27 protein-coding genes are annotated in these 24,401 nt (G+C 71.4%); 19 read left to right on the plus strand and 8 right to left on the minus strand.

Annotation, left to right across the window (positions count from 1 at the left end; all coding sequences use genetic code 11):
• The first annotated feature begins 81 nt into the window (after positions 1-81).
• The 5 genes from ACFVHV_RS10565 to ACFVHV_RS10585 are packed head-to-tail and all read left to right on the plus strand — an operon-like array spanning position 82 to position 5,251.
• Positions 82-1,002: a membrane dipeptidase gene (locus ACFVHV_RS10565; protein WP_380350592.1), complete on the plus strand. Its 921-nt coding sequence runs from the start codon at positions 82-84 to the stop codon at positions 1,000-1,002.
• The gene (locus ACFVHV_RS10570; RefSeq protein ID WP_380350594.1) at positions 986-1,834 is read left to right on the plus strand and encodes a DUF692 domain-containing protein; all 849 of its coding nucleotides are present in this window, start codon (positions 986-988) and stop codon (positions 1,832-1,834) included. Before ACFVHV_RS10565 ends, ACFVHV_RS10570 begins: the two co-directional genes overlap by 17 nt.
• Before the next feature lie 11 nt (positions 1,835-1,845).
• Entirely contained in the window at positions 1,846-3,894 is a 2,049-nt protein-coding gene (locus ACFVHV_RS10575; protein ID WP_380350595.1) for a glycosyltransferase, read from the plus strand.
• On the plus strand, positions 3,891-4,517 hold the full coding sequence (locus tag ACFVHV_RS10580; protein ID WP_380350597.1) for a TauD/TfdA family dioxygenase: 627 nt from the start codon (positions 3,891-3,893) through the stop codon (positions 4,515-4,517). Before ACFVHV_RS10575 ends, ACFVHV_RS10580 begins: the two co-directional genes overlap by 4 nt.
• Complete coding sequence (locus ACFVHV_RS10585; protein WP_380350599.1) at positions 4,514-5,251, plus strand: putative protein N(5)-glutamine methyltransferase; 738 nt, start codon at positions 4,514-4,516, stop codon at positions 5,249-5,251. Before ACFVHV_RS10580 ends, ACFVHV_RS10585 begins: the two co-directional genes overlap by 4 nt.
• A gap of 369 nt (positions 5,252-5,620) precedes the next feature.
• On the opposite strand, the gene ACFVHV_RS10590 is transcribed toward ACFVHV_RS10585, so the two are convergent.
• On the minus strand, positions 5,621-6,430 hold the full coding sequence (locus ACFVHV_RS10590) for an exodeoxyribonuclease III (protein ID WP_380350601.1): 810 nt from the start codon (positions 6,428-6,430) through the stop codon (positions 5,621-5,623).
• Positions 6,431-6,795: 365 nt separating this feature from the next.
• Between ACFVHV_RS10590 and ACFVHV_RS10595 the strand changes: the two genes are divergently transcribed.
• The 3 genes from ACFVHV_RS10595 (at position 6,796) to ACFVHV_RS10605 (ending at position 8,340) form a co-directional block, all read left to right on the plus strand.
• Positions 6,796-7,569 (plus strand): GntR family transcriptional regulator, encoded by a 774-nt coding sequence (locus ACFVHV_RS10595; protein ID WP_359899721.1) that lies wholly within the window; start codon positions 6,796-6,798, stop codon positions 7,567-7,569.
• 115 nt (positions 7,570-7,684) lie between these two features.
• The gene (locus ACFVHV_RS10600) at positions 7,685-8,095 is read left to right on the plus strand and encodes a hypothetical protein (protein ID WP_380350603.1); all 411 of its coding nucleotides are present in this window, start codon (positions 7,685-7,687) and stop codon (positions 8,093-8,095) included.
• Positions 8,092-8,340: a hypothetical protein gene (locus ACFVHV_RS10605; RefSeq protein ID WP_380350605.1), complete on the plus strand. Its 249-nt coding sequence runs from the start codon at positions 8,092-8,094 to the stop codon at positions 8,338-8,340. Before ACFVHV_RS10600 ends, ACFVHV_RS10605 begins: the two co-directional genes overlap by 4 nt.
• 78 nt (positions 8,341-8,418) lie before the next feature.
• On the opposite strand, the gene ACFVHV_RS10610 is transcribed toward ACFVHV_RS10605, so the two are convergent.
• The 3 genes from ACFVHV_RS10610 to ACFVHV_RS10620 all read right to left on the minus strand — a co-directional run bounded on the left by ACFVHV_RS10610 (position 8,419) and on the right by ACFVHV_RS10620 (position 11,901).
• Positions 8,419-9,582 (minus strand): ROK family protein, encoded by a 1,164-nt coding sequence (locus tag ACFVHV_RS10610; protein WP_359899623.1) that lies wholly within the window; start codon positions 9,580-9,582, stop codon positions 8,419-8,421.
• Between the two features lie 247 nt (positions 9,583-9,829).
• Positions 9,830-10,198 (minus strand): hypothetical protein, encoded by a 369-nt coding sequence (locus ACFVHV_RS10615; protein WP_380350607.1) that lies wholly within the window; start codon positions 10,196-10,198, stop codon positions 9,830-9,832.
• Between the two features lie 38 nt (positions 10,199-10,236).
• A complete protein-coding gene (locus ACFVHV_RS10620) occupies positions 10,237-11,901 on the minus strand; it encodes a hypothetical protein (protein ID WP_380350609.1) in 1,665 nt (554 codons plus the stop codon).
• A 283-nt stretch (positions 11,902-12,184) separates the two neighbouring features.
• Between ACFVHV_RS10620 and paaK the strand changes: the two genes are divergently transcribed.
• The 4 genes from paaK to ACFVHV_RS10640 all read left to right on the plus strand — a co-directional run bounded on the left by paaK (position 12,185) and on the right by ACFVHV_RS10640 (position 16,360).
• On the plus strand, positions 12,185-13,519 hold the full coding sequence (gene paaK, locus ACFVHV_RS10625; protein ID WP_380350611.1) for a phenylacetate--CoA ligase PaaK: 1,335 nt from the start codon (positions 12,185-12,187) through the stop codon (positions 13,517-13,519).
• An 83-nt stretch (positions 13,520-13,602) separates the two neighbouring features.
• Positions 13,603-14,298, plus strand: a complete 696-nt coding sequence (locus tag ACFVHV_RS10630; RefSeq protein WP_380350612.1) for a class I SAM-dependent methyltransferase — start codon at positions 13,603-13,605, stop codon at positions 14,296-14,298.
• 69 nt (positions 14,299-14,367) lie between these two features.
• On the plus strand, positions 14,368-14,805 hold the full coding sequence (locus tag ACFVHV_RS10635) for a GNAT family N-acetyltransferase (protein ID WP_380350614.1): 438 nt from the start codon (positions 14,368-14,370) through the stop codon (positions 14,803-14,805).
• A 148-nt stretch (positions 14,806-14,953) separates the two neighbouring features.
• Positions 14,954-16,360 (plus strand): pyridoxal phosphate-dependent aminotransferase, encoded by a 1,407-nt coding sequence (locus ACFVHV_RS10640; RefSeq protein ID WP_380350615.1) that lies wholly within the window; start codon positions 14,954-14,956, stop codon positions 16,358-16,360.
• Between the two features lie 83 nt (positions 16,361-16,443).
• Here the strand turns inward: ACFVHV_RS10640 and ACFVHV_RS10645 are convergent, their stop codons facing one another.
• On the minus strand, positions 16,444-17,907 hold the full coding sequence (locus tag ACFVHV_RS10645; protein WP_380350617.1) for an aminopeptidase P family protein: 1,464 nt from the start codon (positions 17,905-17,907) through the stop codon (positions 16,444-16,446).
• A 112-nt stretch (positions 17,908-18,019) separates the two neighbouring features.
• Between ACFVHV_RS10645 and ACFVHV_RS10650 the strand changes: the two genes are divergently transcribed.
• Both ACFVHV_RS10650 and ACFVHV_RS10655 read left to right on the plus strand, forming a co-directional pair.
• Complete coding sequence (locus ACFVHV_RS10650) at positions 18,020-18,637, plus strand: XRE family transcriptional regulator (RefSeq protein WP_359899610.1); 618 nt, start codon at positions 18,020-18,022, stop codon at positions 18,635-18,637.
• A 78-nt stretch (positions 18,638-18,715) separates the two neighbouring features.
• A complete protein-coding gene (locus ACFVHV_RS10655; protein WP_380350619.1) occupies positions 18,716-19,354 on the plus strand; it encodes a hypothetical protein in 639 nt (212 codons plus the stop codon).
• A 148-nt stretch (positions 19,355-19,502) separates the two neighbouring features.
• On the opposite strand, the gene ACFVHV_RS10660 is transcribed toward ACFVHV_RS10655, so the two are convergent.
• Positions 19,503-20,030 carry a GNAT family N-acetyltransferase gene (locus ACFVHV_RS10660; RefSeq protein ID WP_380350621.1) on the minus strand — a complete coding sequence of 176 codons (528 nt, stop codon included), beginning with the start codon at positions 20,028-20,030 and terminating at the stop codon, positions 19,503-19,505.
• A 258-nt stretch (positions 20,031-20,288) separates the two neighbouring features.
• On the opposite strand from ACFVHV_RS10660, the gene ACFVHV_RS10665 reads away from it, so the two are divergent.
• Both ACFVHV_RS10665 and ACFVHV_RS10670 read left to right on the plus strand, forming a co-directional pair.
• Complete coding sequence (locus tag ACFVHV_RS10665) at positions 20,289-20,423, plus strand: hypothetical protein (RefSeq protein ID WP_359899604.1); 135 nt, start codon at positions 20,289-20,291, stop codon at positions 20,421-20,423.
• Between the two features lie 536 nt (positions 20,424-20,959).
• On the plus strand, positions 20,960-21,358 hold the full coding sequence (locus ACFVHV_RS10670) for a hypothetical protein (RefSeq protein ID WP_380350623.1): 399 nt from the start codon (positions 20,960-20,962) through the stop codon (positions 21,356-21,358).
• A gap of 55 nt (positions 21,359-21,413) precedes the next feature.
• Here the strand turns inward: ACFVHV_RS10670 and ACFVHV_RS10675 are convergent, their stop codons facing one another.
• Complete coding sequence (locus tag ACFVHV_RS10675; protein ID WP_380350625.1) at positions 21,414-21,671, minus strand: hypothetical protein; 258 nt, start codon at positions 21,669-21,671, stop codon at positions 21,414-21,416.
• 131 nt (positions 21,672-21,802) lie between these two features.
• Here ACFVHV_RS10675 and ACFVHV_RS10680 point away from each other — a divergent pair, with 131 nt between their 5' ends.
• Complete coding sequence (locus ACFVHV_RS10680) at positions 21,803-22,399, plus strand: TetR family transcriptional regulator (RefSeq protein WP_380350626.1); 597 nt, start codon at positions 21,803-21,805, stop codon at positions 22,397-22,399.
• Positions 22,400-22,453: 54 nt separating this feature from the next.
• Here ACFVHV_RS10680 and ACFVHV_RS10685 read toward each other — a convergent pair whose 3' ends face one another.
• Entirely contained in the window at positions 22,454-23,494 is a 1,041-nt protein-coding gene (locus tag ACFVHV_RS10685) for a Scr1 family TA system antitoxin-like transcriptional regulator (protein WP_380350681.1), read from the minus strand.
• Positions 23,495-23,607: 113 nt separating this feature from the next.
• Here ACFVHV_RS10685 and ACFVHV_RS10690 point away from each other — a divergent pair, with 113 nt between their 5' ends.
• Positions 23,608-23,928 carry a hypothetical protein gene (locus ACFVHV_RS10690; protein ID WP_380350627.1) on the plus strand — a complete coding sequence of 107 codons (321 nt, stop codon included), beginning with the start codon at positions 23,608-23,610 and terminating at the stop codon, positions 23,926-23,928.
• Positions 23,929-23,936: 8 nt separating this feature from the next.
• Positions 23,937-24,179, plus strand: a complete 243-nt coding sequence (locus ACFVHV_RS10695; RefSeq protein WP_380350628.1) for a hypothetical protein — start codon at positions 23,937-23,939, stop codon at positions 24,177-24,179.
• The last annotated feature ends 222 nt before the right edge of the window (positions 24,180-24,401 follow it).

A 24,401-nucleotide genomic window follows, 5' to 3' on the forward strand; every position in this document is an offset into this window, starting at 1 on the left:
ATACCATTGGTGCCGATTGCCTCTGTTATGGTCAGCAATGCCGGATTAGTCGGGCGGCCTGCGACGAGGATGGGGTGCGGCATGACGGTTGAGGCGGACGGCATCGGCTCTGGCGATGTGGACACCCGGTGGGCGAGCCTGTTCGAGGTTGAGACGCTGGCCGAGACGGACCTGGGTATGAATCCGGCGGCGTTGTGCTTCAAGTGCAAGTGCAGCCACGGGTGCTCCACGTTGATCACCGATCCCGAGCTCATTGGCGCGCAGTTTTGGTCGGCCGGTGTGAACCCGGTTGGTGACCGTGGTGGTGTGCTGGGCACGCTGGAGCAGATCGACGGGTTCAAGTCGCAGCTGCGCACGTTGAGCGCGGCGACGGGGCTGGCGCGCCGGGCCGGGGACCTCGATCAGATCGCGTCGTCGGGCAAGATCGCGTCGCTGATCGGTGTGAGTGGAACGTCGGCGTTCGACGGTTCGGCGGCGGCGTTGCGGATGCTGGCCGAACTGGGCGTCACCTATGTCAGCCTGACCGACGCCGATGTGAGCTTCGCCGACGACGATCTGCCGCAGCTGGTGGCCCAGATCGGTGTGCTGGGCATGTTGCTGCACGCATCGGGTACATCGGATGAGAACACGTCGAAGCTGATCGAGCTGGCTGACGGGCCGATCCTGGTGTCGTCGCCGGCCGGTCACCGTGTCAACGGTGATGTGCTGGCGAAGGTGAAGGACAAGGGCGGCCTCGTTTTGGCGGTGCCGGGTGCGTCGGAGGCGGAGACGGCCGAAGACCTCGGCTACCTGCTGCACGAGCTGGGTACCGACGGTGTGGGATTGGCGACCGGTGACCTGGCCGCGGATCACGGCACGTCGTCTGATCATCAAGCGCCGGTGTTCCCGATGGTGCGCCGGGCGCTGGCGAGCCGGAAGGTCAGCGACGGCGACATCGACAAGGTCGTCGGTGGCAACCTCGCCCGCGTGTGGGAAGCGGCCGAGCGTGCAGTGCGCCGGTGACGTCACGCCGGTGACGGCGGCGCCTGCTGTCGGGGTCGGATACCGGCGCGAAATCGCCGCACAGCTGGACGAGTATGCGGGGTCGATCGACTGCCTGGAGATCATCGCGGAGTCGTACCTGCAGCCGACACCGGCCCGCCTGCACGAGCTCGATCGGCTGCGCGCGGGGTTCCCGCTGATCACGCACGGGCTGCGGCTGTCGATCGGCTCAGTCGACCGACCGCCGGCTTCGTATCTGCGGGATGTGGCGCGGCTGCTGGACTACATCGACGCCCCGTACCACAGTGATCATTTCGCGGTCACGAGTGCTGCTGGGCTGGAGTTCGGGCATCTGTCGCCGCTGTGGTACACCGCCGACGGTCTGGCGACGGTGATCGCGAACGTGTCGCAGGTCCAGGACCAGCTGGGCCGCCAGCTGGTCCTGGAGACCATCACCGAGACGTTCGCCATCCCCGGCGCGACGATGGAGATGCCCGACTTCGTGACCGAGGTGTGCGCGACAACCGGGTGTGGCGTGCTGCTGGACGTCACGAACGTCTACATCAACGCCCACCGGGCCGGTGTCGACCCGAAGACGATCGTCGACCGGCTGCCGTTACACGCGGTACGCCAGCTGCACCTGGTCGGTTACGGCGTCGACGGCAGCGGGCGCCTTGTCGACTCCCACGCCGACCCCGTCCAGCCGGAGCTGTGGCAGTTGTACGACTACGTGCGCAGCGTCTGCAACCCGCAGGTGGTGATCCTCGAACGCGACGACGACATCCCCGCGTTGGGTGACCTTGTTGCTGAGCTGGATCGGGCCCGTCTGACGCCGGTGTCTGTGCCGCGATGAGGATCTGCGTGGTGGGCAAGTACCCGCCGATCCAGGGCGGCGTCAGCGCTCAGACGTATTGGCTGACCCACCAACTGGCGGCGCTGGGTCATCAGGTGCATGTGGTGACCAACGCCGACGAAGTCGAGGCGAGCTACCGCATCCACATGCTGCCCGGCGACCGGGAACAGCTCACCGGCGACTATCCGGGCGGGGGAGCGGTGCGGGTGCACACCACGGTGCAGCCGCCCGGGCTGGCGCACATTCCGTACGCGAACCCGTACACCACGAAACTCGCATCCTTGGCCGCCGATGTCACCGATGCGTACGGGTGCGACATCATCATCGGCTGGTATCTGGAACCGTATGGTTTCGCCGCATCCTTGGCCGCCCGATGGACCAACCGGCCGCTCGCCGTCCGGCATGCGGGCAGTGACCTCGGGCGGCTCGCACAGCAACCCGACCGCGGCCGCGCCTACTGGGAACTGCTGCGCCGCGCCGATCTGGTCCTCACCGGCAGTCCATTGATCCGCACGATGCTCGCCGGCGGCGTCGACCCGGGCCGTATCCACACCGGTGCGGGTGCGTCGTGGCCGGACGTGTTCGGTCCCGCGGGGCAGACCCTCGACATTCCGCGCCTACTGACCGAACTCGGCGACGATGCGAGCACCTTCGACCCGCAGCTGCCGACGATCGGCGTGTACGGCAAGATCGGCACCGTCAAAGGCACACCGCAGCTGATCAACGCCCTCGCCCGCCTCGACCGCGACGGCCGCCGGTTCAATCTCGTGTTCCTGTCGGGCAACCACGGCAGCGCAGCAGAAGAACTCGCCTCCTATCTCGACCGGCGCGGTTTGACGCATCGGGCCACGATGCTGCCGTTCCTGGCCCCGTGGCGCGTACCGAGCTTCCTGCGCGCCTGCACCGCCGTCGCGGTGCTGGAAAACCGGTTCCCGATCGCGATCCACCAGCCGACCACCGCCCTGGAAGTCTTGTCGACGGGGACGTGTTTGGTCGTGTCGGCCGAGATCCGCGCCAAGCACCACGACCCGGCCGCGATCGAACACGGTCGTACGGCACTGGTCGTCGACGACCCGCAGGACACGGTCGGACTGGCCGACACGCTGCGGCTGGTCATCGACGAACCCCACACCGCCGCCACGATCGGCGCCGCTGGCGCTGACGTCGCGGTGGCGATCGTCGGCACGCGGGCCGGTTCACCGGCCGGGCTGGCCAGCCACCTGAACCGCACAGTGCAATGGAAGGAAACCACCATGTCACTGCAAGCGGCGCAAGCGGCCATGGCCAAGCTATACACCGACCCCGCGTTCCGCACCGCCGTCCAGCGCAGCAGCCAAGCCCTCAACAGCCTCGACCTGACCGACGACGAACGCCAAGCCCTGACCAGGCTCGGCCAGCAGCGGCAGACGCTCGACGAGTTCAATGACGAGCTGCACCACAAGCTGTTCGAGTTCGCGTGGCAGCACTTCCCGACCGTGCAGCGCCACTTCCCCGAAACGAGGGCGGCGGCGATGAACCTGTGGCGGCGTCAACACGACTTCGTCGACCGCGGCTGGCCCGCGCCGATCGAACTCGCCGCCCAGGTCATCACCCAAGCCGCCCGCGAGATAGACGCTCCCAACTGCTGCGCCGACGCCGTCACCTACGACCTGGAACTCCTGCGCGCGATCACCACGGTCCTGCCCGACGACGCACCCACCACCGGGTCTGCCGGTGGGCAGCTGCATGTGGTCAGCCCGCACGTGCGCATCATCCGGTTCGCCCACGACTTGCCGGCGCTGCTCGCCGGCACACCACCACAGTCGGTTGTCCGCAGGCCGGTGACGATCGCGTTCATCCCCACCAGCGGACCCGGTGCCGCGGTCGCGGTCACCCTCGCCCCGGCCGCCAGCAACCTCGTGCAGCAGGCCACGAACCCGGTCAGCACCGACGACCTCGTCCACCAATCCGCCACCACGATCGGCGCCCGGCCGGGACCCGAATTCCGCACCGCCTGCCTACGCGCCCTCGGTTCCCTGCACACCAGTGGCGTCCTCACATTCGCGGCAGGTGTCGCATGAGCGCCCCTACCCACCCAGCCGGCACCGTCGCCGAACATCTGCACCAGCACGGGTACGCGCTGCTTCCCCAAGGCCCCGCAGAACAGTTCTATGAAGTGGCGCAGCGGCTCGGGCCGATCGGCGAACAGGCCGACGTGAAAGTCGAGCGGTCACGGACCCTGCTGAGCAGCAACGCCCCGATGCCGTTTCACACCGACGGCCCCGAAGCACACATCGTGGGCTGGTGGTGCGCCCGATCGGCGGCCCCGTACGGACAAAGCCTGCTCCTCGACACTGCGACGCTCGCCGACGAGCTAGATGCGTCGCATGTGGACACGTTGACGACCACGATGCTCCTGCACCCGTTGGGCTCCGGCCGCCTCGGCTTCCACCCGTGCCTGACCCGCACCGGTGACGGGCAGCGGCTGTACTACTCGCCCTGGCATCTGCTCGACGACTACACCACCGACGAGCAGACCGCCTTAGCCGCGTTGGAGGCGTACCTGCGAAGCCTCCCGCCGATCGTCGTCCAACTCCTCGACGGGCAGAGCCTGTTCATCGACAACGGGCGGATCCTGCACGCCCGCACCGCATTCCCGCTCGAATCCGGCCGGCATCTGCAACGCGTCTGGATCGGCCGATGACTGCAGCCGACACCCTACCGGTGCAGGAAGCCCGGCTGCTACTGGCGCAGGCGCGTACCCCGGCAGATCTCGCCGCGATGATCGACCGACGGACAGCCGGTGAACCCCTCGAACATGTCCTCGGGTGGACGGAGTTCTGCGGCCTGCGGCTGTGGGTCGGCCCCGGAGTGTTCGTGCCACGGCGCCGCACAGAGTTCCTCGCCCACTGCGCCAGCCGAGTCGGCGCCGGTGCCCACGTGGTCGTGGATCTGTGCTGCGGCTGCGGCGCGGTCGGCGCCGCGGTCGCCGCCACGCTCGGCGACATCGACCTCTACGCGGTCGACGTGATGACCGAAGCAGTCACCTACGCTCGCCTCAATCTCTCAGACGCGCACGTGTACCAGGGCGACTTGTACAAGCCGTTGCCCGACCGGCTGGGCGGCACTGTCGATGTGATTGTTGCGAACGTGCCCTACGTGCCCAGCCGCGCCATCGACCGGCTACCCGCCGAGGCGCGCCTGCACGAACCGCATAGGGCCCTCGACGGCGGCGACGACGGCCTGGACGTCGCCCGCCGCGTCATCTCCGAAGCACCGCAGTGGCTGGCGCCCGGCGGGCATCTGTTCATCGAGACCAGCAGCGTTCAAGCCACCCAACTCGCTGACCTGATGCGCGGGGAAAGCATGACGGCGACGATCGTGCGATCTGAGAAGATCAACGCAACCGTCGCCGTCGGACGAACCGGTCAGCTCTAACCCATCAGTGGCTGTAACCGCGGGTGGCGATCCACTGCGCCAGATCGGTCGTGTCGATCCAGTAGTGGGCGAAGCCCGGACCACCAAGCGGTGTCGCCGGGGGCACCTGAGGCTCTTGATCACCTCTGTGACCAGAGCGCACGTGGCCTTCGGGGGCGCAAGTCCTTCGCGGGCCTGTGCGCATGCTGGCCGACCGACACTGACTTTTTACAAACCGAGGCGTTCCCGGAACGTTATCTGATGTGCACTCAGGTTTCGGTGATCGCCGTGTAGTCCATTTGCGGGGCCACGGCGGCTGCGGTCGTCGCCCTAGGCGGGTCGCGCGACGACCGCAGTAGCCGAAGGCAGTTGCCCGAACTTCGCGAACTGCTAGCGGAGTTGGTCGAGGTCGAAGACGGCGGTGACGGGTGCGTGGTCGCTCCATCGCTCGGCATGGGAGGCCGCCCGCTCGACATAGGCCTCGATGGCGGTGTCCGCGAGTTTCTGACTAGCCATCAAATAGTCAATCCTCCAGCCGGAGTCGTTGTCGAAGGCGCGGCCGCGGTAGGACCACCAGGAGTAGGGGCCGGTGCGGTCGGGGTGGAGGGCGCGGACGACGTCGACGTAGCCGGCCTCGTCGTAGACGCGGGAGAGCCAGGCGCGCTCTTCGGGGAGGAAGCCGGCGGACTTCTGGTTGGCCTTCCAGTTCTTGAGGTCCTCGGGCCGGTGGGCGATGTTCCAGTCGCCGCAGACGACGACCTCGCGGCCGTCGGCGGCGGCGCGGGTGCGCAGGGCGGTGAGGTGGACGAGGAATTCCGCCATGAAGCGTTCCTTCTCGTCCTGGCGTTCGGTGCCGACTTCACCGGAGGGGAGGTAGAGGCTGGCGACGGTCAGGCCGGGGAGGTCGATTTCGATGTACCGGCCCGCATCGTCGAATTCCTCGGAGCCGAATCCGATCACCGTGCGCTGCGGCTTCTCGCGGGAGAGGATGGCGACGCCGGCCCGGCCCTTGGTGGCGGCCGGGGCCCAGACCGCGTGCCAGCCGTCGAGGTCGCGCAGTTCGGCGGGCAGCTGCTCGGGTTCGGAGCGCACCTCCTGCAGGCAGACCACGTCGGCCTCGGTGCCGGCCAGCCATTCGACGAAGCCCTTCCTGGCCGCTGCCCGGATTCCGTTCACGTTCACACTCGTCACCACGATCACCCGGGCAGCCTACCGACTGGTCGTCCCCGTCCCGAATCGTGACGCGCGGGGCCGAGGGCCGGGGTGGCCGGGCTCCGCGGAATGTGGACTCCGGGATTCCGGCGGAGGTGGATGCGGAGGTGGATGGTGACAGTGACTGACAGGACCTGTCGTGAACGCGGCATGAAGATGTGCGGCAGTCCCATCGAGCGGCGCCATTGGTCTTGACCATCTTCGGACGGAGCGCCTAGGGTCACTTACTGCAAGGACCTTTAATAAAGAAGGACGGATAAAGGCCCGCTCTCCCACCTGCCGCAACTGCGGACGGTGGGCCCGGGATCCGCCCTCCTTGTCTCAGGGCGGACAGCATCAGGGTGGAGGACGCGGTGGGGACGACAGGACAGCTTTCTGCGGTGCCGGAGCCGAAGTACTGGCACCTGCGCACGGTGCTGCTGCGGGCCATCGACTCGGAGTTCTCCATCGGTCAGGTGCTGCCCAACGAGCGCGAGCTCTCGGCCCGCTTCGGCGTCGCCCGGGCCACGCTGCGGCAGGCTCTCGACCAGCTGGAGCTGGAGGGCCGCCTGGTGCGCCGCCGGGGGATCGGCACTCTGATCGCCGCCCCGCGGGTCGGCGTCCCGGTCAACCGGCAGGAGGAGGGCTGGCCCGGCGCCGCGCGCAGCCAGTCCTGGCGGACGCTCGACTGCACCACCGCCCCCGCCTCCGCGCAGCTGGCCAAGGGCCTGGGCATCGCCGAGGGCGCCACCGTGCACACCGTGCGCCGGGTCCGCCTGGTGGAGGGCCGCGCGGTGGCCACCGAGGCGCTGCACGTTCCGGCCGCCGCCCTGCCGCACCTGCCCGGCTTCCGCGCCGAGAGCGACCGCGCCCGTTCGGTGCTGCGCCAGCTGGAGCGCCTGGAGGTGGACGGCGAGTCCCGCTCGGTCGAGCTGGGCGTCGCCGAGGCCGAGCAGGCCGCCCTGCTGGAGCGCCCGCCCGGCGCCCCGGTCCTGGTCATGACCACCCAGTACGCCGCGGCCGGCCGGCTGGTGGCGCTGGGCGTCGCCACCTACCGGGCGGACACCTGCAAGCTGACCTTCGGCGAGGCCGGACTCGTCGAGGTCACCCCGGTCGGTGCGACGGCCGAGGTCCGCACCGCCTCCTGAACCATCTTCCGAACACCCTCAGGTCGAGGCCCGGACGCCAACTGGCGTCCGGGCCTTTGCCGTTGGCCGGCGTAGCATCGCAGGCTCCGGCAGTGCGGAGGGGGAGGGCGGGGTCGTGAACCTGGTCGTGGAGCTGTGGGCGAAGTCGGAGATACCGGCGTACGGCGGGCTGTTCAGGGCGGACGGAACGGCGCGGGAGGTGTTCTTCGACGGGCCCGGCTCGCTGCACCTGGAGCTGGGCGAGCCGTTCGAGGTCGAGGAGCCCACGTACGAGCACGAGATCGGCGTGGACGGCGAGGCCGAACTGCCGGACGGGCGGGGCTACGTCTGCTGCGGCAGCGGGGGCATGGGCGACCAGGGCTTCCTCGCCCGGCTCGACGGGCAGCGCCGGCTGGTGTGGGTGCTGACGTCGACCGAGGGCAACCCGTTCCTCCGGGTGTCCGTCGACTGGCCGCTGGCGCACTTCGTCAACGACTGGGGCACCGTCCTCACCCTCGACCTGACCGACCCGGACTACGCGCCGTGACGGCGGAGCGGTTCCGTGGCCGGCCGGTCGAGGTGATCGAGTCGGAGGGGTCCGACCCGGACACCTGGGTGTGGGAGTTCCGGGACGGGCACCTCGACACCCGTGGGTCGGTGCTCGCCGTCGTCGTACCCGAGGGCGGGCCCTGGGAGGAAGCGGTGCTGAGCATCCCTCCGGACGTCGGCGCACTGCCGGTCGACTTCGTCCGCTGGGCGCTCGACGTCGCGGAGCGACGCCTGCGGGGGTGACGGAGCGGCCCCCGGCTCCCCAGCCCCGCAGGCCGGCCCCGCGCCACGCTCGACGTCAGGCCCGTGCCGCGCCCGGCGTCAGGCCCGGGGCGGGTCCACCGCGAAGAGCTGCTCCTCGACGTGGTCCAGGGCGACGCGCAGGGCGCCCATCGCCACCACCTCCGAGCCGAGCGCCGCGAGGGCGACCTCCGGGGCGCGCAGGGTGAACTGGGACAGGCGTTCGCGCAGCGGGTCCAGGACCCCGTCGAGGCCGGCCGCCCAGCCGCCGATCACCACCAGCTGCGGGTCGATGGCGAGGACGAGCGCGGCGACGCCCTGGACGAGGCGGGTGAGGAAGCGGTCCATGGCGACCTTGGCGACCTCGTCGCCCTCCCGGGCCAGCCGCAGCACGCGGGCCACGGCGGCCTCGTCCAGCGGGTTGAGGGGCTTTCCGGTGGTGGACAGCAGGCGCTCGGGGGTGACCTCCTGGCCGAGCAGGTGCAGGGCGCCGATCTCGCCGGCCGCGCCGCCGAACCCGCGGTGCAGCCTGCCGCCGATGAGGGAGCCGGCGCCGGGGCTGAGGCCGGCCATCACGAAGACGACGTCGTCGGCGCCGACCGCCGCCCCCTGCCAGTGCTCGGCGATGGCGGCCAGGTTGGCGTCGTTCTCGATCAGGACGGGGCAGCGGAAGGAGCGCCGCAGCCGGGCCCCGAGGTCGAGCCCGGTCCAGCCAGGCATCGCGGTGCCCAGCTGGACGGTGCCCTCGCGGTCCACGATGCCGGGGGTGCCGATGCCGACCGACCACAGGTTGTCCCGGGAGATGCCGGCCTTGCGCAGCACCTCGGCGACGGCGGTGCGGACGGCGGCGAGCCGGTCCTCGGCGTCGAGGGTCTCGTCGACCGGCTTGAAGTGACTGCCCACCACCTCGCCGGTGAGGTCGGCCAGGATGACCCGGATGTCGTGCACGCCGATCTCGATGCCGAGGATGTGCCCGGCCTCGGCGCGGAAGCGGAACCAGCGGGCCGGGCGGCCGCGGCGGCCGGGGCCCGGCTGGCCCTCCTCCCGAGGCTGCTCGACCTCGGCGACCAGCCCGGTCTCGACCAGACCCTCGATCACGCCCTCGACGGTCGGGCGGGAGAGCCCGGTCTCGCCGACGAGCTGAGTGAGGGTCACGGAGTGGCCGTTGCGCAGCGCCCGGAGCGTGACCGCCGCGTTGATCCGCCGCAGCAGCGAGGAGTCTCCTCCGGTGAGCCGATCCGCCAATGCGATGCCCTTCGCCGTTCGCGCGACTGCCCTGGCGCGCGGTGTCGAGTGCGCGGTGCCCACCGAGTGGCCCGCGGGGGTGCAACCCCCGGAGAACGCGGCACGGCGGCAGGGGGCCGCCTGCGCGAGGGCCGGAGGACATGCGGAGCCTACCCGGGGACGGAGCCGGGCGGCGAGGATCCTCGCAGCTCATCCAGGCTTCGGTATCGAAATGGTACGGATCGGGTGGCGGTGCGTGATCCGGACTTCACCGCTCGGCCACGGTGGGCGGGTGGGCGAGCCGCCGGGACAGCACCGACGGGAGGGAACGCTCCGACAGCAGCGAGCCGAGGCCGCGCCGGGAGCCGGCCGACAGGACGCTGAGGGCGGAGCAGGCCGAGCCGATCGAGCCGAGGGAGAGGACGGATCCGATCGAGCCGATGGACAGCACCGACCCGATCGAGCCGATGGACAGCACCGACCCGATCGAGCCGAGGGAGAGGACGGATCCGATCGAGCCGGTCGACAGCACCGAACCGATCGAGCCGATCGACCGGACGGACACGATGGAGCCGATCGAGCGGACGGACACGATGGACCCGCGGGCGGGTCGGGCCGGAGGCGCGGAAGTGGTCATGACTCTTGAGAGTAGCCAGCCGCACCCCCGGGCGTCCGTCAGTCCACCCGGGCCGCGAACAGTCGCTGCCCCAGCAGTGCCATCGGGTGCTCGTCCTCCGGCAGGGTCAGTACGGTCGGGCAGCCCGCGGCGGTCAGTGCGGCCCGCCAGTGCTCCGCCGGGCGGGCGGTGGGGCCGTGGGCGTCGCCGGTGATCAGCAGGTCGAGGTGTTCGGCGGTGGGCGCGAGCAGCAGCAGCCGGCCGCCGGGGGAGAGCAGCCGGACCAGGGCCGTCACCTCCTGCTCCGGTTCTCCGGTGGCGGTGGCGGTGGCGGTGGCGGTGGCGGTGGCGGCCGCGGTCGAGGCCGGAGCCGGAGCCGGGGCAAAAGCCGGAGCCGGGGCAAAAGCCGAAGCCGGAGCCGGAGCCGCTGTCACCGTGGCGACGACGACGTCGTAGCGCCCGCCGTCGGGAACGGAGTGGTGCTCGACGGCGTGCCGGGGCCGAGTGGCGGCGGCGAGGGCGCGGGCGACGGCGGGCTCGCCACCCTCGGGGTCGAGTTCGAGCACGCGCAGCGGCCCGGGCCCCTGGTGGGCCTCGGCGGTGCCGCGCACCAGCGCGCCGAGGGCGGCGCCGAGGTAGCCGCGGGCGGCGGCCCGGCGGACCGGGGTGGCGGCCGGCCGGGGGGTCTCCTGGCCGGTGATCACCCGGGGCAGCCGCAGGGCGTCGCGCCGGACGCGGGTGAGGGCGGCGGCCGGGCCGAGCCCGTCGGCCCAGGTCTCGACGGCGGGGCGCCAGGTGTCGCGGACCTCGGCGGCGGCCGGTCCGGGGCGGCCGCGGAAGACCGGGCCCTGGGCGCCGCCGTCCTGGCGGGTGATCAGGCCGTGCCGGGCGAGCGCGTCCAGCCAGCGGGCGACGCGGGGGCGCTGGGCGGGGGTGACCATGGCCGTGGCGAGCACTTCGGCCTCGGGGTGGCCGCGGGCGGGGTCGGTGAGCACGCCGCTCTGCTGGAGGGTGTGCAGCAGTGCGGCGAGTACGGCCCGGTCGAGCTGGGCGCCGAAGTCGCGGACCTGGGCGGCGGTGATGCCGATGCTGTGCTTCCAGGCGGCGGCGGTGGCGTTCTCGGTGTCTGCGCGCAGCCGGCGGTCGGCGGCCTCGGTGTTGGTGTCGGGGGCGCGGACGTGGGCGAGGACGGCCCCGAGGGCGTCGACGGCGGTGTAGACGTCCTCCTGTCGGGGTTCGGGGCCGACGTGCAGGACCAGGCGCAGCGCGCCGAGGTCGTGGGCGGTGAGGTCGGGTTGCCGGCTGAGGGGCCAGAGCAGGGCGGAGGGCAGGCTGAGGTGGGTGGTCCGGGCGGCGGCGACGGCCCGGAGCTGCTGTTCGGGCCGCTGGTCGGGGTCGCCGCAGTGGACGGTGCCGCCGGCGAGGAGGGTGGCGAGGGCGAGGTCGACGGCGAGGTCGGTGACGGGGTGGAGCACGGTGTGCCGGATCGGGGGCGTGCCGAGGACGCCGGCCCAGTAGCGCAGCCGCTGTTCGGCGGCCCGGGCGGCGGAGGGCGGGAGCGCGGCGTGCTCGGCGACGCGCCGGGCGAGGGCGCGGGGCAGGCCGCCCGGCGGGGAGACGCCGAGCAGCAGGCCGATGCCGCTGATCGCGCGCCCGTCGGCGACGACGGCGGGTCGGTCGCCGAGTTCGCGCAGCGCGCTGACCAGGGCGGGAGTCGTGGGCACGGTGATCACTCCGGGGTGCGGGGCGGAAACCGCACTACTGAACCATGGGGGCGGGGCGGTGAAGGCCGGTGGCAAGTCAAACTTCTGTAATGATTTTCATATCGGACAGCCAAGCTGTCGAGGTGAAGTCACCTCGAAGTGGTCGGAACTTCACATTCCGGAAGCCTCGTGCGATCCCTTGACAGGTGGTTCGGGTACTGGATCAATGGAGCGAACAGGGCTGACCGAACGATCGGTCGGTGCCCGTGGCAGGGCAACCCGGCCGAGCAGCGAAGGAGCGACGATGACCGGCACCGCACCCGTCCCGCACCGACACCTCGGGGAGCCGATCCCGCCGGAGCTCCTGGACGCCGGTGAGCGGATGACCCCGGACGAGCTGCGCGCCCACCAGCTCACCCGGCTGCGGGCCACCCTGCGGCACGCGTACGACAACGTCGAGCTCTACCGCCGCAAGTTCGACGCCGCCGGGGTCCGCCCCGAGGACTGCCGCACCCTGGACGACCTCGCCCGCTTCCCCTTCACCACCAAGGCCGACCTGCGCGAGGGCTACCCCTTCGGCATGTTCGCCGTCCCGATGGAGCAGGTCCGCCGGATCCACGCCTCCAGCGGCACCACCGGGCTGCCGACCGTGGTCGGCTACACCGACAACGACCTCTCCATGTGGGCCGACGTGGTCGCCCGCTCGATCCGCGCGGCCGGCGGCCGGCCCGGCGACAAGGTGCACATCGCCTACGGCTACGGGCTGTTCACCGGCGGCCTCGGCGCCCACTACGGTGCCGAGCGGGCCGGCTGCACCGTCATCCCGGCCTCCGGCGGCATGACGGCCCGCCAGGTGCGGCTGATCCTGGACTTCGAACCCGAGATCATCATGGTCACCCCGTCCTACCTGCTGACCCTCCTGGACGAGTTCGAGAAGCAGGGCGTCGACCCGCGCGGCACCTCGCTGCGGGTCGGCATCTTCGGGGCCGAGCCCTGGACGGAGGAGATGCGGCGCGAGATCGAGGAGCGGCTCGACCTGCACGCCGTCGACATCTACGGCCTCTCCGAGGTGGTCGGCCCCGGCATCGCCCAGGAGTGCGTCGAGACCAAGGACGGGCTGCACATCTGGGAGGACCACTTCTACCCGGAGGTCGTCGACCCGTTCACCGACGAGGTGCTGCCGGAGGGGGAGGGCGGCGAAATGGTCTTCACCTCGCTCACCAAGGAGGCCCTGCCGATCATCCGCTACCGCACCCGGGACCTCAGCCGGCTGCTGCCCGGCACCGCGCGGCCGGCCTTCCGCCGGATGGAGAAGGTCACCGGGCGCAGCGACGACATGATCATCCTGCGCGGGGTGAACGTCTTCCCGACCCAGATCGAGGAGATCCTGCTGCGCACCCCGGGCGTCGCGCCGCACTTCCAGCTGCGGCTCGGCCGGCAGGGGCGGCTGGACCACATGACCGTCCGGGTCGAGGCCCGGCCGGAGGCCTCCGCCGAACAGCGGGCGGCGGCGCGGGCGGCGATCGTCCGGGCGGTGAAGGACGGGGTCGGGATCACCGTGGCGGCCGAGGTGGTGGACCCGTACACGCTGGAGCGCTCGGTCGGGAAGATCAAGCGGGTGGTGGACGAGCGGGGGTGAACCCGGCCGTCGGGCACGCGGGTGGGGGCGTCCCGCCGGACGGGTGGCGGGGAGCACCCCCGCGCGGGCCCTATGCTGCGGACATGCCGAGTGAGCTGCGCACTCTCCGATCCGCTCTCCCGCCCGCCCTTCAGACCGCCGAGGACCTCGCCTTCATCCGGCGGGAGACCGAGCTGAAGCCCGTCCCCTTCGTGTCCGAGATCAGCCTGCACATGGCCGAGGACGCCATCGCCCTGTGGGAGACCACCGAACGGGCGCGCGGGGAGGACGGGCTGCCGCCGCCGTTCTGGGCCTTCGCCTGGGCGGGCGGGGTGGCGGTCGCCCGCTACGTGCTGGACCACCCCGAACTGGTCGCCGGCCGTACGGTGTTGGACGTCGCGGCCGGCTCCGGGCTGGTCGGGGTGGCCGCCGCGCTGCGCGGGGCCACGGACGTGCGCGCCGCCGAGATCGACGCCTACGCGGTGGCCGCGATCGGGCTGAACGCCGAGGCCAACGGGGTGCGGGTGGACGGCGCCCTGGTGGACCTGGTGGACGGCGACGGCGGTCCCGCCGAGGTGGTGCTCGCGGGCGACGTCTTCTACGAACGGGCCATGGCCGCCCGCTTCCTGCCCTTCCTGGAGCGGGCCGCGGCGCGCGGCGCGACCGTGGTCGTCGGCGACCCGGGCCGGGCCTACCTGCCCCGCGAGCGGTTCACCGCGGTGGCGGCCTACCAGGTGCCGGTGGTCGCGGACCTGGAGGACACCGCGGTCAAGACCACGACGGTGTGGCGGCTCGGCTGACCGTCCAAGACACGTCCACGGTACGGAATTCCGGGTGGGCGGCGGTGCACGGCTGCTAGACAGGCGCGCATGACCGATCAGATCGCCCTGCGCCCCGCCGTCCCCGCCGAGATCCCCGTCCTGCTCGCCCTGTGGGCCCGCGCCGCCAAGGGCACCAGCATCACGGACGACGAGGCGGGGGTGACCGCCCTGCTCGCCCGGGACCCGGACTGCCTGATCGTCGCCACCCCGGCCGACGACCCGGCGACCGTCCTCGGCACGGTGATCGCCGGCTGGGACGGCTGGCGCTGCCACCTCTACCGGCTCGCCGTCGACCCGGACCACCGCCGCCGGGGCATCGGCGCCGCGCTGCTGGCGGCCGCCGAGGAACGCTTCGCCGCGCTCGGTGGGCGGCGCGCCGACGCCATGGTGCTGGACGACAACGCCCTCGGCCACCGCACCTGGCAGGCGGCCGGCTACCGGCCCCAGCCGCAGTGGAGCCGGTGGGCCAAGCCGCTGCCCGCCTGATCGTCGGCAGGGGCGCCGTCCGGACGGCCGCCGAGCGCTGGCGGCCGGTTCCGGGGCATGGTCGGCTGGGGGCGATGCGTGTGCGAACGGCGTCGTTCGGCACCGTTCCGGCGCACCGCCGGACCCGCTCACCCGACAGGGGACCACCATGACCACCACCGTGAACGGACTCAGGCTCGCCCCGCCCCAGGCGGTCGCCGACCTGCACGCCGGCCTGCCCGACTTCGAGCAGGCCCTCGCCTTCTACCACCAGCACCTGGCACCGGACACCGCGATCGACCTGTCCGTCGCGGAGAACGTCCTGCTGTACCACCACTCGATGCAGCGGGACGTCTTCGACAAGGTCCGGCTGATCCCCGAGGCAAACATCAAGTACATGGCCCCGGTCGGCATACCGTGGCTGCGTCAGCAGGTGGCGGACCTGCTCACCCGGGCGTTCGGCCGCACGGTCGCGATGGACGACGTGTTCGGCTGCGCCGGGGTCTCCTCCGCGCTGGAGTGCATCGCCTTCGGGCTCATGCGGCGGCAGGGGACGGGCGGCGAGCCGCTCAAGCCGGGGGACGAGGTGCTGATCCCGGCGCCGTACTGGCAGGGCTTCAACTGGTCGTTCCAGGAACGGCCCAAGCTGAAGTGCGTCCCGGTGCACCTGCCCACCCACGGCGAGGACCGCTACCGGCTCACCCTCAACCTGATCGTGAACGCCTACGAGGCGCGGAAGGAGGCGGGGCACACCCCGCGGCTGCTCGTCCTCACCAATCCGCACAACCCGTTGGGTGTCAACTACCCCAAGGAACTGCTCGACGAGATCTACGACTGGGCGCTCGCGCACACCGATCTGCACATCATCTCGGACGAGATCTACTGTCATTCCCAACTCGACACCGGTACGACGCCGTTCACCAGCGCGGTGGCCCTGGACGCGTACCAGCGGCATGCCGACCGGATCCACCTGGTCTGGGGCTTCGCCAAGGACTTCGGGCTGTCCGGCTTCCGCACGGGATTCGTCGTCTCCAAGAACGAGGCCGTGCACCGCGCCATGCTCGGCAGCGACGACCCGGCCGAGCAGACCCGCGCACTGCCCTGGTTCACCCCGTTCGACTCGCTGAAGACCTACGTCGTCGGGGAGTTGTTCAAGACCACCCTCGACGGGGAGCCGTACCCCGTGCGCGCGATGCGCGACTACCGCGGACTGCTGAGCGCGAGCTTCCGCAGGACCAAGGACGCCCTGGACGCCGCCGGGATCGAGTACGTCCACCGGGACGGCGACAACGCCGCGATGTTCTTCTGGCTCGACCTCAGCAGGTACCTGGGCAAGCGCGCGCCCGGTGAGCACGTGAACGGGCTTCCGGCCATCGGGCCGGACGGGCTCGACCCGAACGAGGAGTGGCTGTTCCGCTACCTCGCCGCCAAACCCACCGAGGTCTCCCTGCTGCCCGGCGGGACCATGCACAACGCGGAGCCGGGCTTCTTCCGGCTCTGCTTCACCAGCCGGATGCCCGAGGACGTCGAGGCGGCGGTGCGGCGGGTGGGCGTGGCGCTGCAGCAGCTGAAGTAGCCGGAGCGGCTCAAGCGGCTCAAGTAGCCGTACGGCGAGCGGCACCGGGTACGCCCCGGTGCCGCTCTTCGTGAATCAGCCGATCAGCCGCGCAGGCGGGCCAGCCAGGCCTCGACCTCGTCGGAGCGGCGCGGGAGGCCGGCGGAGAGGTTCTCGTTGCCGTCCTCGGTGACGAGGATGTCGTCCTCGATCCGCACCCCGATGCCCCGGTACTCCTCCGGCACCGTCAGGTCGTTCTCCTGGAAGTAGATGCCCGGCTCGACGGTGAGCACCATGCCCGCCACGAGCGGGCCGTCGACGTGCTCCTCGGTGCGGGAGTGGGCGCAGTCGTGGACGTCGATGCCCAGCATGTGCCCGGTGCCGGCCAGGGTGAAGCGGCGGTGCAGGCCCAGCTCGTACACCTTGTCCGCGCTCAGGTCGCCGAACAGGCCCCAGGAGGTGAGGTGTTCGGCGAGCTCGCGCTGGGCGGCGTGGTGGAAGTCGCGGAACTGCCCGCCCGGGCGCACGGCCGCGATACCGGCCTCCTGGGCCGCGTACACGGCGTCGTAGACCTTGCGCTGCAGCTCGGTGAAGCGGCCGCTGACCGGCAGGGTGCGGGTGACGTCGGCGGTGTAGAGGTGGTTGGTCTCCACGCCCGCGTCGAGCAGCAGCAGGTCGCCGGGCCGGGCGTGCCCGCTGTTGCGCACCCAGTGCAGGGTGGTCGCGTGCGGGCCGGCCGCGGCGATGGTGCTGTAGCCCACGTCGTTGCCCTCGACCCGGGCCCGGACGAAGAAGGTGCCCTCGATCAGCCGCTCGGCGGTCTCGGTGTCGGTGCCGAGGACGCGCACCACGTCCTCGAAGCCGCGGGCGGTGGCGGCGCAGGCGAAGCGCAGCTCCTCGATCTCGAACGCGTCCTTGACCAGGCGCAGCCCGGACAGGAAGACCTCGAACTCCTCGTCCCGCTCGGCGACCGCCCGGTCCGCGAGGGCCTCCTCCACGCCCGCGTCGTGGCGGCGCAGCACCCGCGCCGGGCCGGTGGCGGCGCGCAGGTCCGCGCGGACGGTGCGCACGTCCCGGCAGGGCAGGCCGAACAGCCGCTCGCTCTCGGTCAGGCTGTTGCGGCGGCCGTCCCACAGCTCGCCGTGGCCGTCCAGCCAGAACTCGCCGTTGTCGACGCGGGAGCGGTCGCGCAGGTAGAGCACGGCCTCGTGGCCGGCGTCGCCGGTCGGGGTGAGCACCAGGACGCCGTCCTGGGACTGGTCGCCGGTCAGGTAGGCGTAGTCGGAGGAGGGGCGGAACGGGTAGTCGGTGTCGTTGGCCCGGACCTTGGGGTTGCCGGACGGGACCACCAGCAGGTCGCCGGGGAAGGCGGCGGACAGCTCCGCGCGGCGGCGGGCGGTGTGCGCGGCCTGGGGGACGGGCTCCAGGGCGGTGCGCTCGGTGTCGGCCCAGCCCTGCGTCATGCTCTCCGCGAGCTCGTCCGTGACCCCGCGGGTCAGGCCGTTCTTCCGGTACTTGATGGTCTCGGCGGGCTGCGTGGTCTCGGCGGGCTCGGCGGGCTCGGTCACTGAGGTCTCCTGGTGAGGGTGAGGGAAGCGCGGTGCTTCGCTACGCTTCCCCGTCCGTCGGTGTGCGTCCCGTACGGTATATCGAACAGTGCCGGGTGAGAAGAGGTCGAGAGTGAACGATGCCGAGGAATCCGTCCGGGGCGTCCTCGCCGCCAACCTGAAGCGGGTGCGCGCCCAGCGCGGACTGTCGCTGTCCGAGCTGTCCCGGCAGGCCGGGGTCGGGAAGGCGACGCTCTCCCAGCTGGAGTCCGGGGCCGGGAACCCGACGCTGGAGACGGTGCTCGGGCTCTCCCGGGTGCTCGGCGTGCCGATCTCCGACCTGGTCGAGGCCCGGCCGGGCGGCGAGGTCACGGTGGTGCGCGCGGCCGAGACCGAGGTGCTCAGCGGGCGGGGCGTCGACCTGCGCCCGCTGCGCCGGATCGAGTCCGGGGACGCGGTGTTCGAGCTGTACGACCAGGTGGTGCGCGCCGGAGCCGCCCAGGACTCCGGGGGGCACACCGGCACCGAGCACACCGTGGTCCAGACCGGCCGGCTGGGCGTGCGGGTCGACGGGCGCGAGATCGAACTCGGCCCCGGCGACTACATCGGCTTCGACGCGGCGCTGCCGCACGCCTACACCGCGCTGGACGGCGAACAGGTCCGCTCGGTGCTGGTGCTGCAGTACCGGGCCGAGCAGCACGGCCACCTCGCGGAACCGGTCCGGCCGGCCTCGTGGGGGCTCTGGCACTGAGCGGGCGGAACGGGTTCGGCCGCGCTGCCCGGCCGTTCGGAATACCGAACGGTTGGCCCGTGCGTCATGATGATCACCATGACGGACGCACTCACCTGGCTCGCCGAACCCCAGTCGATCGCCTTCGGCGGCTACAGCGTGGTCCTGGCCCGCGGCCTGGAGCCCGAGGAGCTCGTGGCCCGGATCGCCGAGGAACTCCCGGGGTGCACCGTGCGCCCGCTCGGCGAACTCACGGCGGACGACCTGGTCGAGGAGTACGAACTCGAATTCCCCGGTGACGTCGAGGACATCGGGCTGCACCACGGGCGCAGCGGCGACCTCGCCTTCGCGGTGGTGTACGGCTACTGGCAGGGCGAGCTGAGTGTGTCGCCGTCCGCCTCGCGCGGCGGCGCCGAGGTCTACCACCTGGAGTTCGAGGAGGAGAACGGCAAGCCGGTGCCGCCGTTCTTCCGCGGCTACCGGGACGGCCGGGAGACCTGCTTCCTCAACCTCCACCTGGACGCCAGCTGGGGCCCCGACGGTGTCCGGGGCGAGCCCGCCACCGTCGCCGCCCTGACGGCCGAACTGGCTGCCGCCGGGCTGCCCGACCACGACCGGGAGAACGACGACCTCCACCGCACCTGCCTGGAGGTGCTCGGCCGCCACTTCGGCCTCACCCTGCCGCGGGCCCTGGTGCTGGACGGCGCGCTCCCGGCGGTCCTGCTGGAGACCGACTGACGGGGCGGTCGGGCGACTGGTCGGCGCCGTTCCGCTGCGAGGCGCCGCGTTCCGCCGCGAGGCGCCGCCGGCGGGAGACCTTGAGGGACGCCCCGTGCGCTGCGCCCCGCGGCCGGCGCCCTGCGCCCCGCGTCCCGTGGCCGTCCCGTCAGCGGTCGGTGGTGCGCAGGTCCAGGTGGTACCGGTCCGACCGGGTGCCGTCCCCGCGGTGCGTCCGCCGGTCGAGGAGGAACCCCGCCCGGTGCGCCACCGCGGTGGAGGCGGTGTTCTCCGGCTCCACCTGGATCACCGCCTCCACGCCGCCCTCGGCGGCCGCGTACCGGGAGGCCAGGAGGACCGCCCGGGTCGCCAGGCCCCGCCCCCTCCAGGACGGGTAGAGGCCGTACGCGATGTTCACCTGGCCGGGAGCCAGGCCTTCCCCCGCGAACCGCAGGTCGACCGTCCCCGCGAGCACCCCGCCTGGCTCCACGCGGATGCCGAACGCGCGGAGCGGCCCGGAGGCCTCCCACTGTTCCCGGCAGTGGCGGAGGTACGTCTCGACGCCATCCCGTGTGCCGGGGCCGCCGTTGAGCCAGCGGACGAGCGCCTCGTCCTCGCCCAGGAGATGGGCCTCGGCATCGTCCGGGGACAGCGGGGACAGGGTGACGACGCCGTCGGACGGCTTCATTTCCTCCATGCGGTGATTGTCGACACGGCGGCCGCCCCGCGCCAACGGTTTGCCGGAGAACGGCGGCGGGGGCGGCCGGCCGGGGCTACCGGTCGGCCGCCCCCTGCCCCGACCCTGCTCCCCCCGGCGGCCACCGAGGAGGGGGCGCGCCGGGCGGGGCGGGGATGCCGAAGGAGTGGTCGGCGTTGTTGCCGTCGTATGCAGTCGTGCGGGCCGGTGAAGGTCACGGACTCGCCCTCGAAGAAGAAGCCCTGGTGGATCGTCCCCATGACGATCAGGTTGGAGGAGTTGCTGGAACAGTTCAGCTCTTCGGTGACCCCGGTGTCCCGGGCGGGCGCGGCGGCGGTCAACGGAGCGTCGACGACCCGCCCGCCGATGGCGGACTTGATGGCCTCCCGGTAGCCGCCGAAGCACTTCTACTGCCCGCCCTCCGCGCTCACCACGCAGTTCCGGGCCGAGCCGCCGGCCGCTGCGGGCCGGGCGACGGCCGTGTCCGCGCCGGACAGGGACAGCGAGGCGCCGCCGCCGCGAGGACGGCACCGGCGTGCTTGAAGGAGCGGGTCATCGTTGATCAACTCCTGTTTCAGATAGGTGACTTGACCGACCTCCACTCTCACCGGAGGGCCTGGCGACGATTCTGTGCCAGCTGGGTGGGCGAGGAGAATCCCAGAAATCTGGGACATGTACGCGTCACCTTTCGGCGCGACGGCCCGTTCGGGCGCGGGAGCCGTCGGCGCGGACTTCGAGGTGTGCGGTCCGAAGCCCGTGCCGGGCCCCGGGGCGTCAACCGGCCGTTCGGGTATCCGCCCTGAGGCGCGAACGGTGCGGGAACGGTCCGTGAATTGTTCCCCGGTCGGGTGAACTGCCCGACCGGCCCCCGGGGCCCTGAGGGCATCATGGGCCGCGACACGGGACCTCGCGGAACAGGGAGTCGACCGATGGGAAGGCCGATGGCGGAGTTCGGCTGCGCGAAGTGCTACGGCGAGGACGAGCGGGCCGTGTGGGGCCGGCAGCGGGAGGGCTTCGAACACGAGGCGGAGGTGGTGGGCGGCTCGCGCTTCGCGGTCAACCTTCGGCGCTGCCTGGGGTGTTCGCAGCAGTTCGTGTGGATCTTCACCGAGGTCGTCGACTGGATGGGCGGGGACGATGCCCAGTACGTGACGATCATGCCGGTGACGGCCGTCGAGGCGAGCGGCCTGAGGAGTGGAACGCTGCGGCCCCAGGACCTCGGCGCCCTCGGCCGCGGCCGCCGCCACCTGAACCACGACTGGCCCACCGGCGGCCCGGCGCGGCTGCAGTGGCGCTCCGGCCGCTTCCTGGTCGCCGAGGGGCGGTAGCTCCTCCGTCCGGCGCCCGGAGCGGTGCGGCGGCTGTCGCCGATCCGGGTGCTCGCTACTTCCGTCGACCGGGGCGGTGGGTGAGCTTCTTCTCCGCCTTGAGCAGCAGGGGGAGCAAGGCGTAGACGACGACCGGGACGACGAGACCGGTCATGACCAGGGTCCGCAGCACCAGCGGCAGGCGCCCGAGGTGGGGGCCGAGCAGGGCGAAGGCGGCGGTGATGGTCGGGTAGACGGCGAGCCAGGTGAGCAGTGCCCGGCGGTGCACGGACGGTGCGGCGGGGGCCGGTGCGGTGATGCTGTCGGTGTTCAAGGCGGTTTCCTCCCGTGAGTGAGCGGCTGGAGGCTTTGGATGCCCAAAACTCCAACCCGTCGGTTGGAGTTTGGCAGGCGCGCACGCGGATGTCCAACCCTTTGGTTGGAGATTCGCGCTAAGGTGGTGCCATGGCCTGGGACACCGCACGCACGCAGCAACTCCTCCTCGACGCCGCCGTCGAGGAGTTCGCCGAATCCGGCCCGGACGGTGCCCGGATCGCCCGCGTCGCCACCCGGGCAGGAGTGAACAAGGAGCGGATCTACCAGTACTTCGGCAGCAAGGAGCAGCTCTTCGCCGCAGTGCTGGCGTCCGAACTCGGCAAGCTGGCGGAAGCGGTGCCGCTCACCCCGGTGCCGGGGCTGGAGCTCGGCGACTACGCCGGACGCGTCTTCGACTACCACTCGGCCAACCCGCACTTCTCCCGCCTGCTGGCCTGGGAAGGGCTGCAGCGCGGCACGGAGTCCGAGGCGCTGGCGGCGGAGCCCGAACGCACCGCGCACTACGGAGAGAAGGTCGCCGTCCTCGCGGCCGCGCAGCGGGCGGGCGAGCTGGCCGACGACGTGGATCCGGGACGGCTGATGTTCGCGGTGATCGGCCTGGTGAACGCGTGGTTCACGCTGCCGCAGATGGTGCGGCTGCTCCTCTCCGGCGCGACCGACCCGGCGGCGGACCGGGAGGCACTGGTCACTCTGGTGCGCCGCCTGACGAGGCCTGTGGCGGCGTGAGCGGGCGGAGTGGGCCTCGCCTGGAGCGGGCGAGGCCCACTCCGTCACAACTTCTCAGCCGCTGCCGAAATCGCCGGACTTGATGCCGGCGACGAAGGACTGCCAGGCGTCCATGTCGAAGGCGAGCTGAGGGCCGTCGGGGTCCTTGCTGTCCCGCACGGGGAGGATGCCGGAGATGCCCGGTGCGACCTCGATGCAGTTGCCGCCGCCACTGCTGTACGAGGACTTCAGCCAGGAGACGGGCTTGGAGGCCGCGATGGGGAACATGGCGTGGAACTCCTTGAGACGCGTGCGGATGAGAGCCAGGGAGTCCGCACATGAGAGGGCTTGGGCCTGGAGCCAATCGTAAGTCCTTGCGAGGGAGTGGATGTTGTCCTGGTTCTCTCGCTCTACGTAGCCCCGTTGGATGGTTTCGAGGTAGGCCATCCACGCCCCGCTCGGGGAAGTGAGCAGCGTGAACGGCAGGAGCGACGGGAGGTTCTCGCCGAGGCTGGACGGCGCGATCTGCAGCATGACGTGCGGAAGGCCGGCGACATTCTCCAGTCGGCGAAGCTGTTCGGCCATGACGAAGGGGCCACCGACGGGCCGCAGGCAGCTCTCTTCCATGACGATGCGGATCGAGGGGGCGGGTTCCTGGTAGAGCACGGCTTGGCGCGCCATCCGGACATTGACGCGTTCGCTGACCTTGTCTTCGGGGATCTCGCCCCGTCGGGCCTCGGCGCTGACGATCGCGGAGGCGTAGGCCCGGGTCTGGAGCAGTCCGGGGATGACGTTCAGCTCGTAGACCTTGAAGGCCGTGGCCTTGCGCTCGTGCTCGATGAAGGCGACGAATCCGCCGATCAAGGTGCTGCTCTTGGCAGTCCAGTACAGGAGTTCAAGCGCCTCGCAGGTGTCGAGTTCCTTGTCGCACCGGCGAACGAGGTTCAATGGCGCGGGGCGGTCTCCGTTCTCGATCATGGAGATGAGTGAATCGCTGTAGTTGGTCCGCCGTCCGAGCTCGATCTGCGTGAGCCCCCTCGCCTTGCGGAAGCGTCGCAGCTGAACGCCGATGGCCGCGTTCGGAGATGAGGTTGGGTCTAGTTCCCGCTGAGGCATGGTGATCACCGATTTCCACAATGCTCGCTGTCAAAGTGAAGCTCTTCTGATACTAGTCGCGAGCAGACACTCTTGGTGAGGGGATAGCAACAGAGAGAGACTAGTCGGTGAATATGACGAACAATCAGGGTGTCGAAAGCCTGGTTCTGCGGCGGAACTTTCCGCCCTGCCGCTGCGCGCAGTGCGGCGACTCCGTCCCCGAGGCGCGGGTGAACGCCTCCTCCCTGACCCCCGCGGCGCCGGCCGCGCGGCGGGTGGCGCCGCCTTCCAGCCCCTACCGCCCCTCCATCGTCGGCGAGCGGGTCTTCGACGTCCGCTCGGGACGCTGGGCCGCCTTCATGGGGTGGCAGCAGGGCCGCGCCTACCTCCGGCCCCTCAACGGCGGCATCGAGTGGGACGCCGAAGCGCGTTGGATCACGAACACCGAACAGTGAGATGCCCGATGAGCAGCATGATCGACAAGATCACGGCCGAGGACCGTCGCACCGCGGCCGACGTCCTCGACGACCTCCAGGCCGTCCTGAACGCCGCCGACGTGAAACTCCCGTCCCTCGGGATCGACTGGCGCTCGGCCAAGGCCACCGGCGTCGTCCTGATCGACCTCGGGGCCGCCCGGCCGGACGTCATCGAGCGGCTGGTCGTCGTCCTCCGCAGAGGTGTGCGGCCGTCGTCGCCGCCGGCGTGATCGTCGTCGGGAGCCTCGCGGTCGCCGCCGTCGCCGCCCTCGTGATTCCCGAGGGCGTATCGACCCCGGCGAGTGCCATGGCGTTCGTCCTCGTCTTCCTCGCATCCTCTACGGGCGGATTCGCCTTCGCCGCAGGGTGGATGAGGGCGCACACGTAGCAGCGCGGGCTTCGAGCACACAACAATCCCCCCCCCACACCGGAAATACCGTACCCACCGGTGC

It is taken from the genome of Kitasatospora sp. NPDC127116, from assembly GCF_042677365.1.
Lineage (GTDB): Bacteria > Actinomycetota > Actinomycetes > Streptomycetales > Streptomycetaceae > Kitasatospora > Kitasatospora lactacystinica.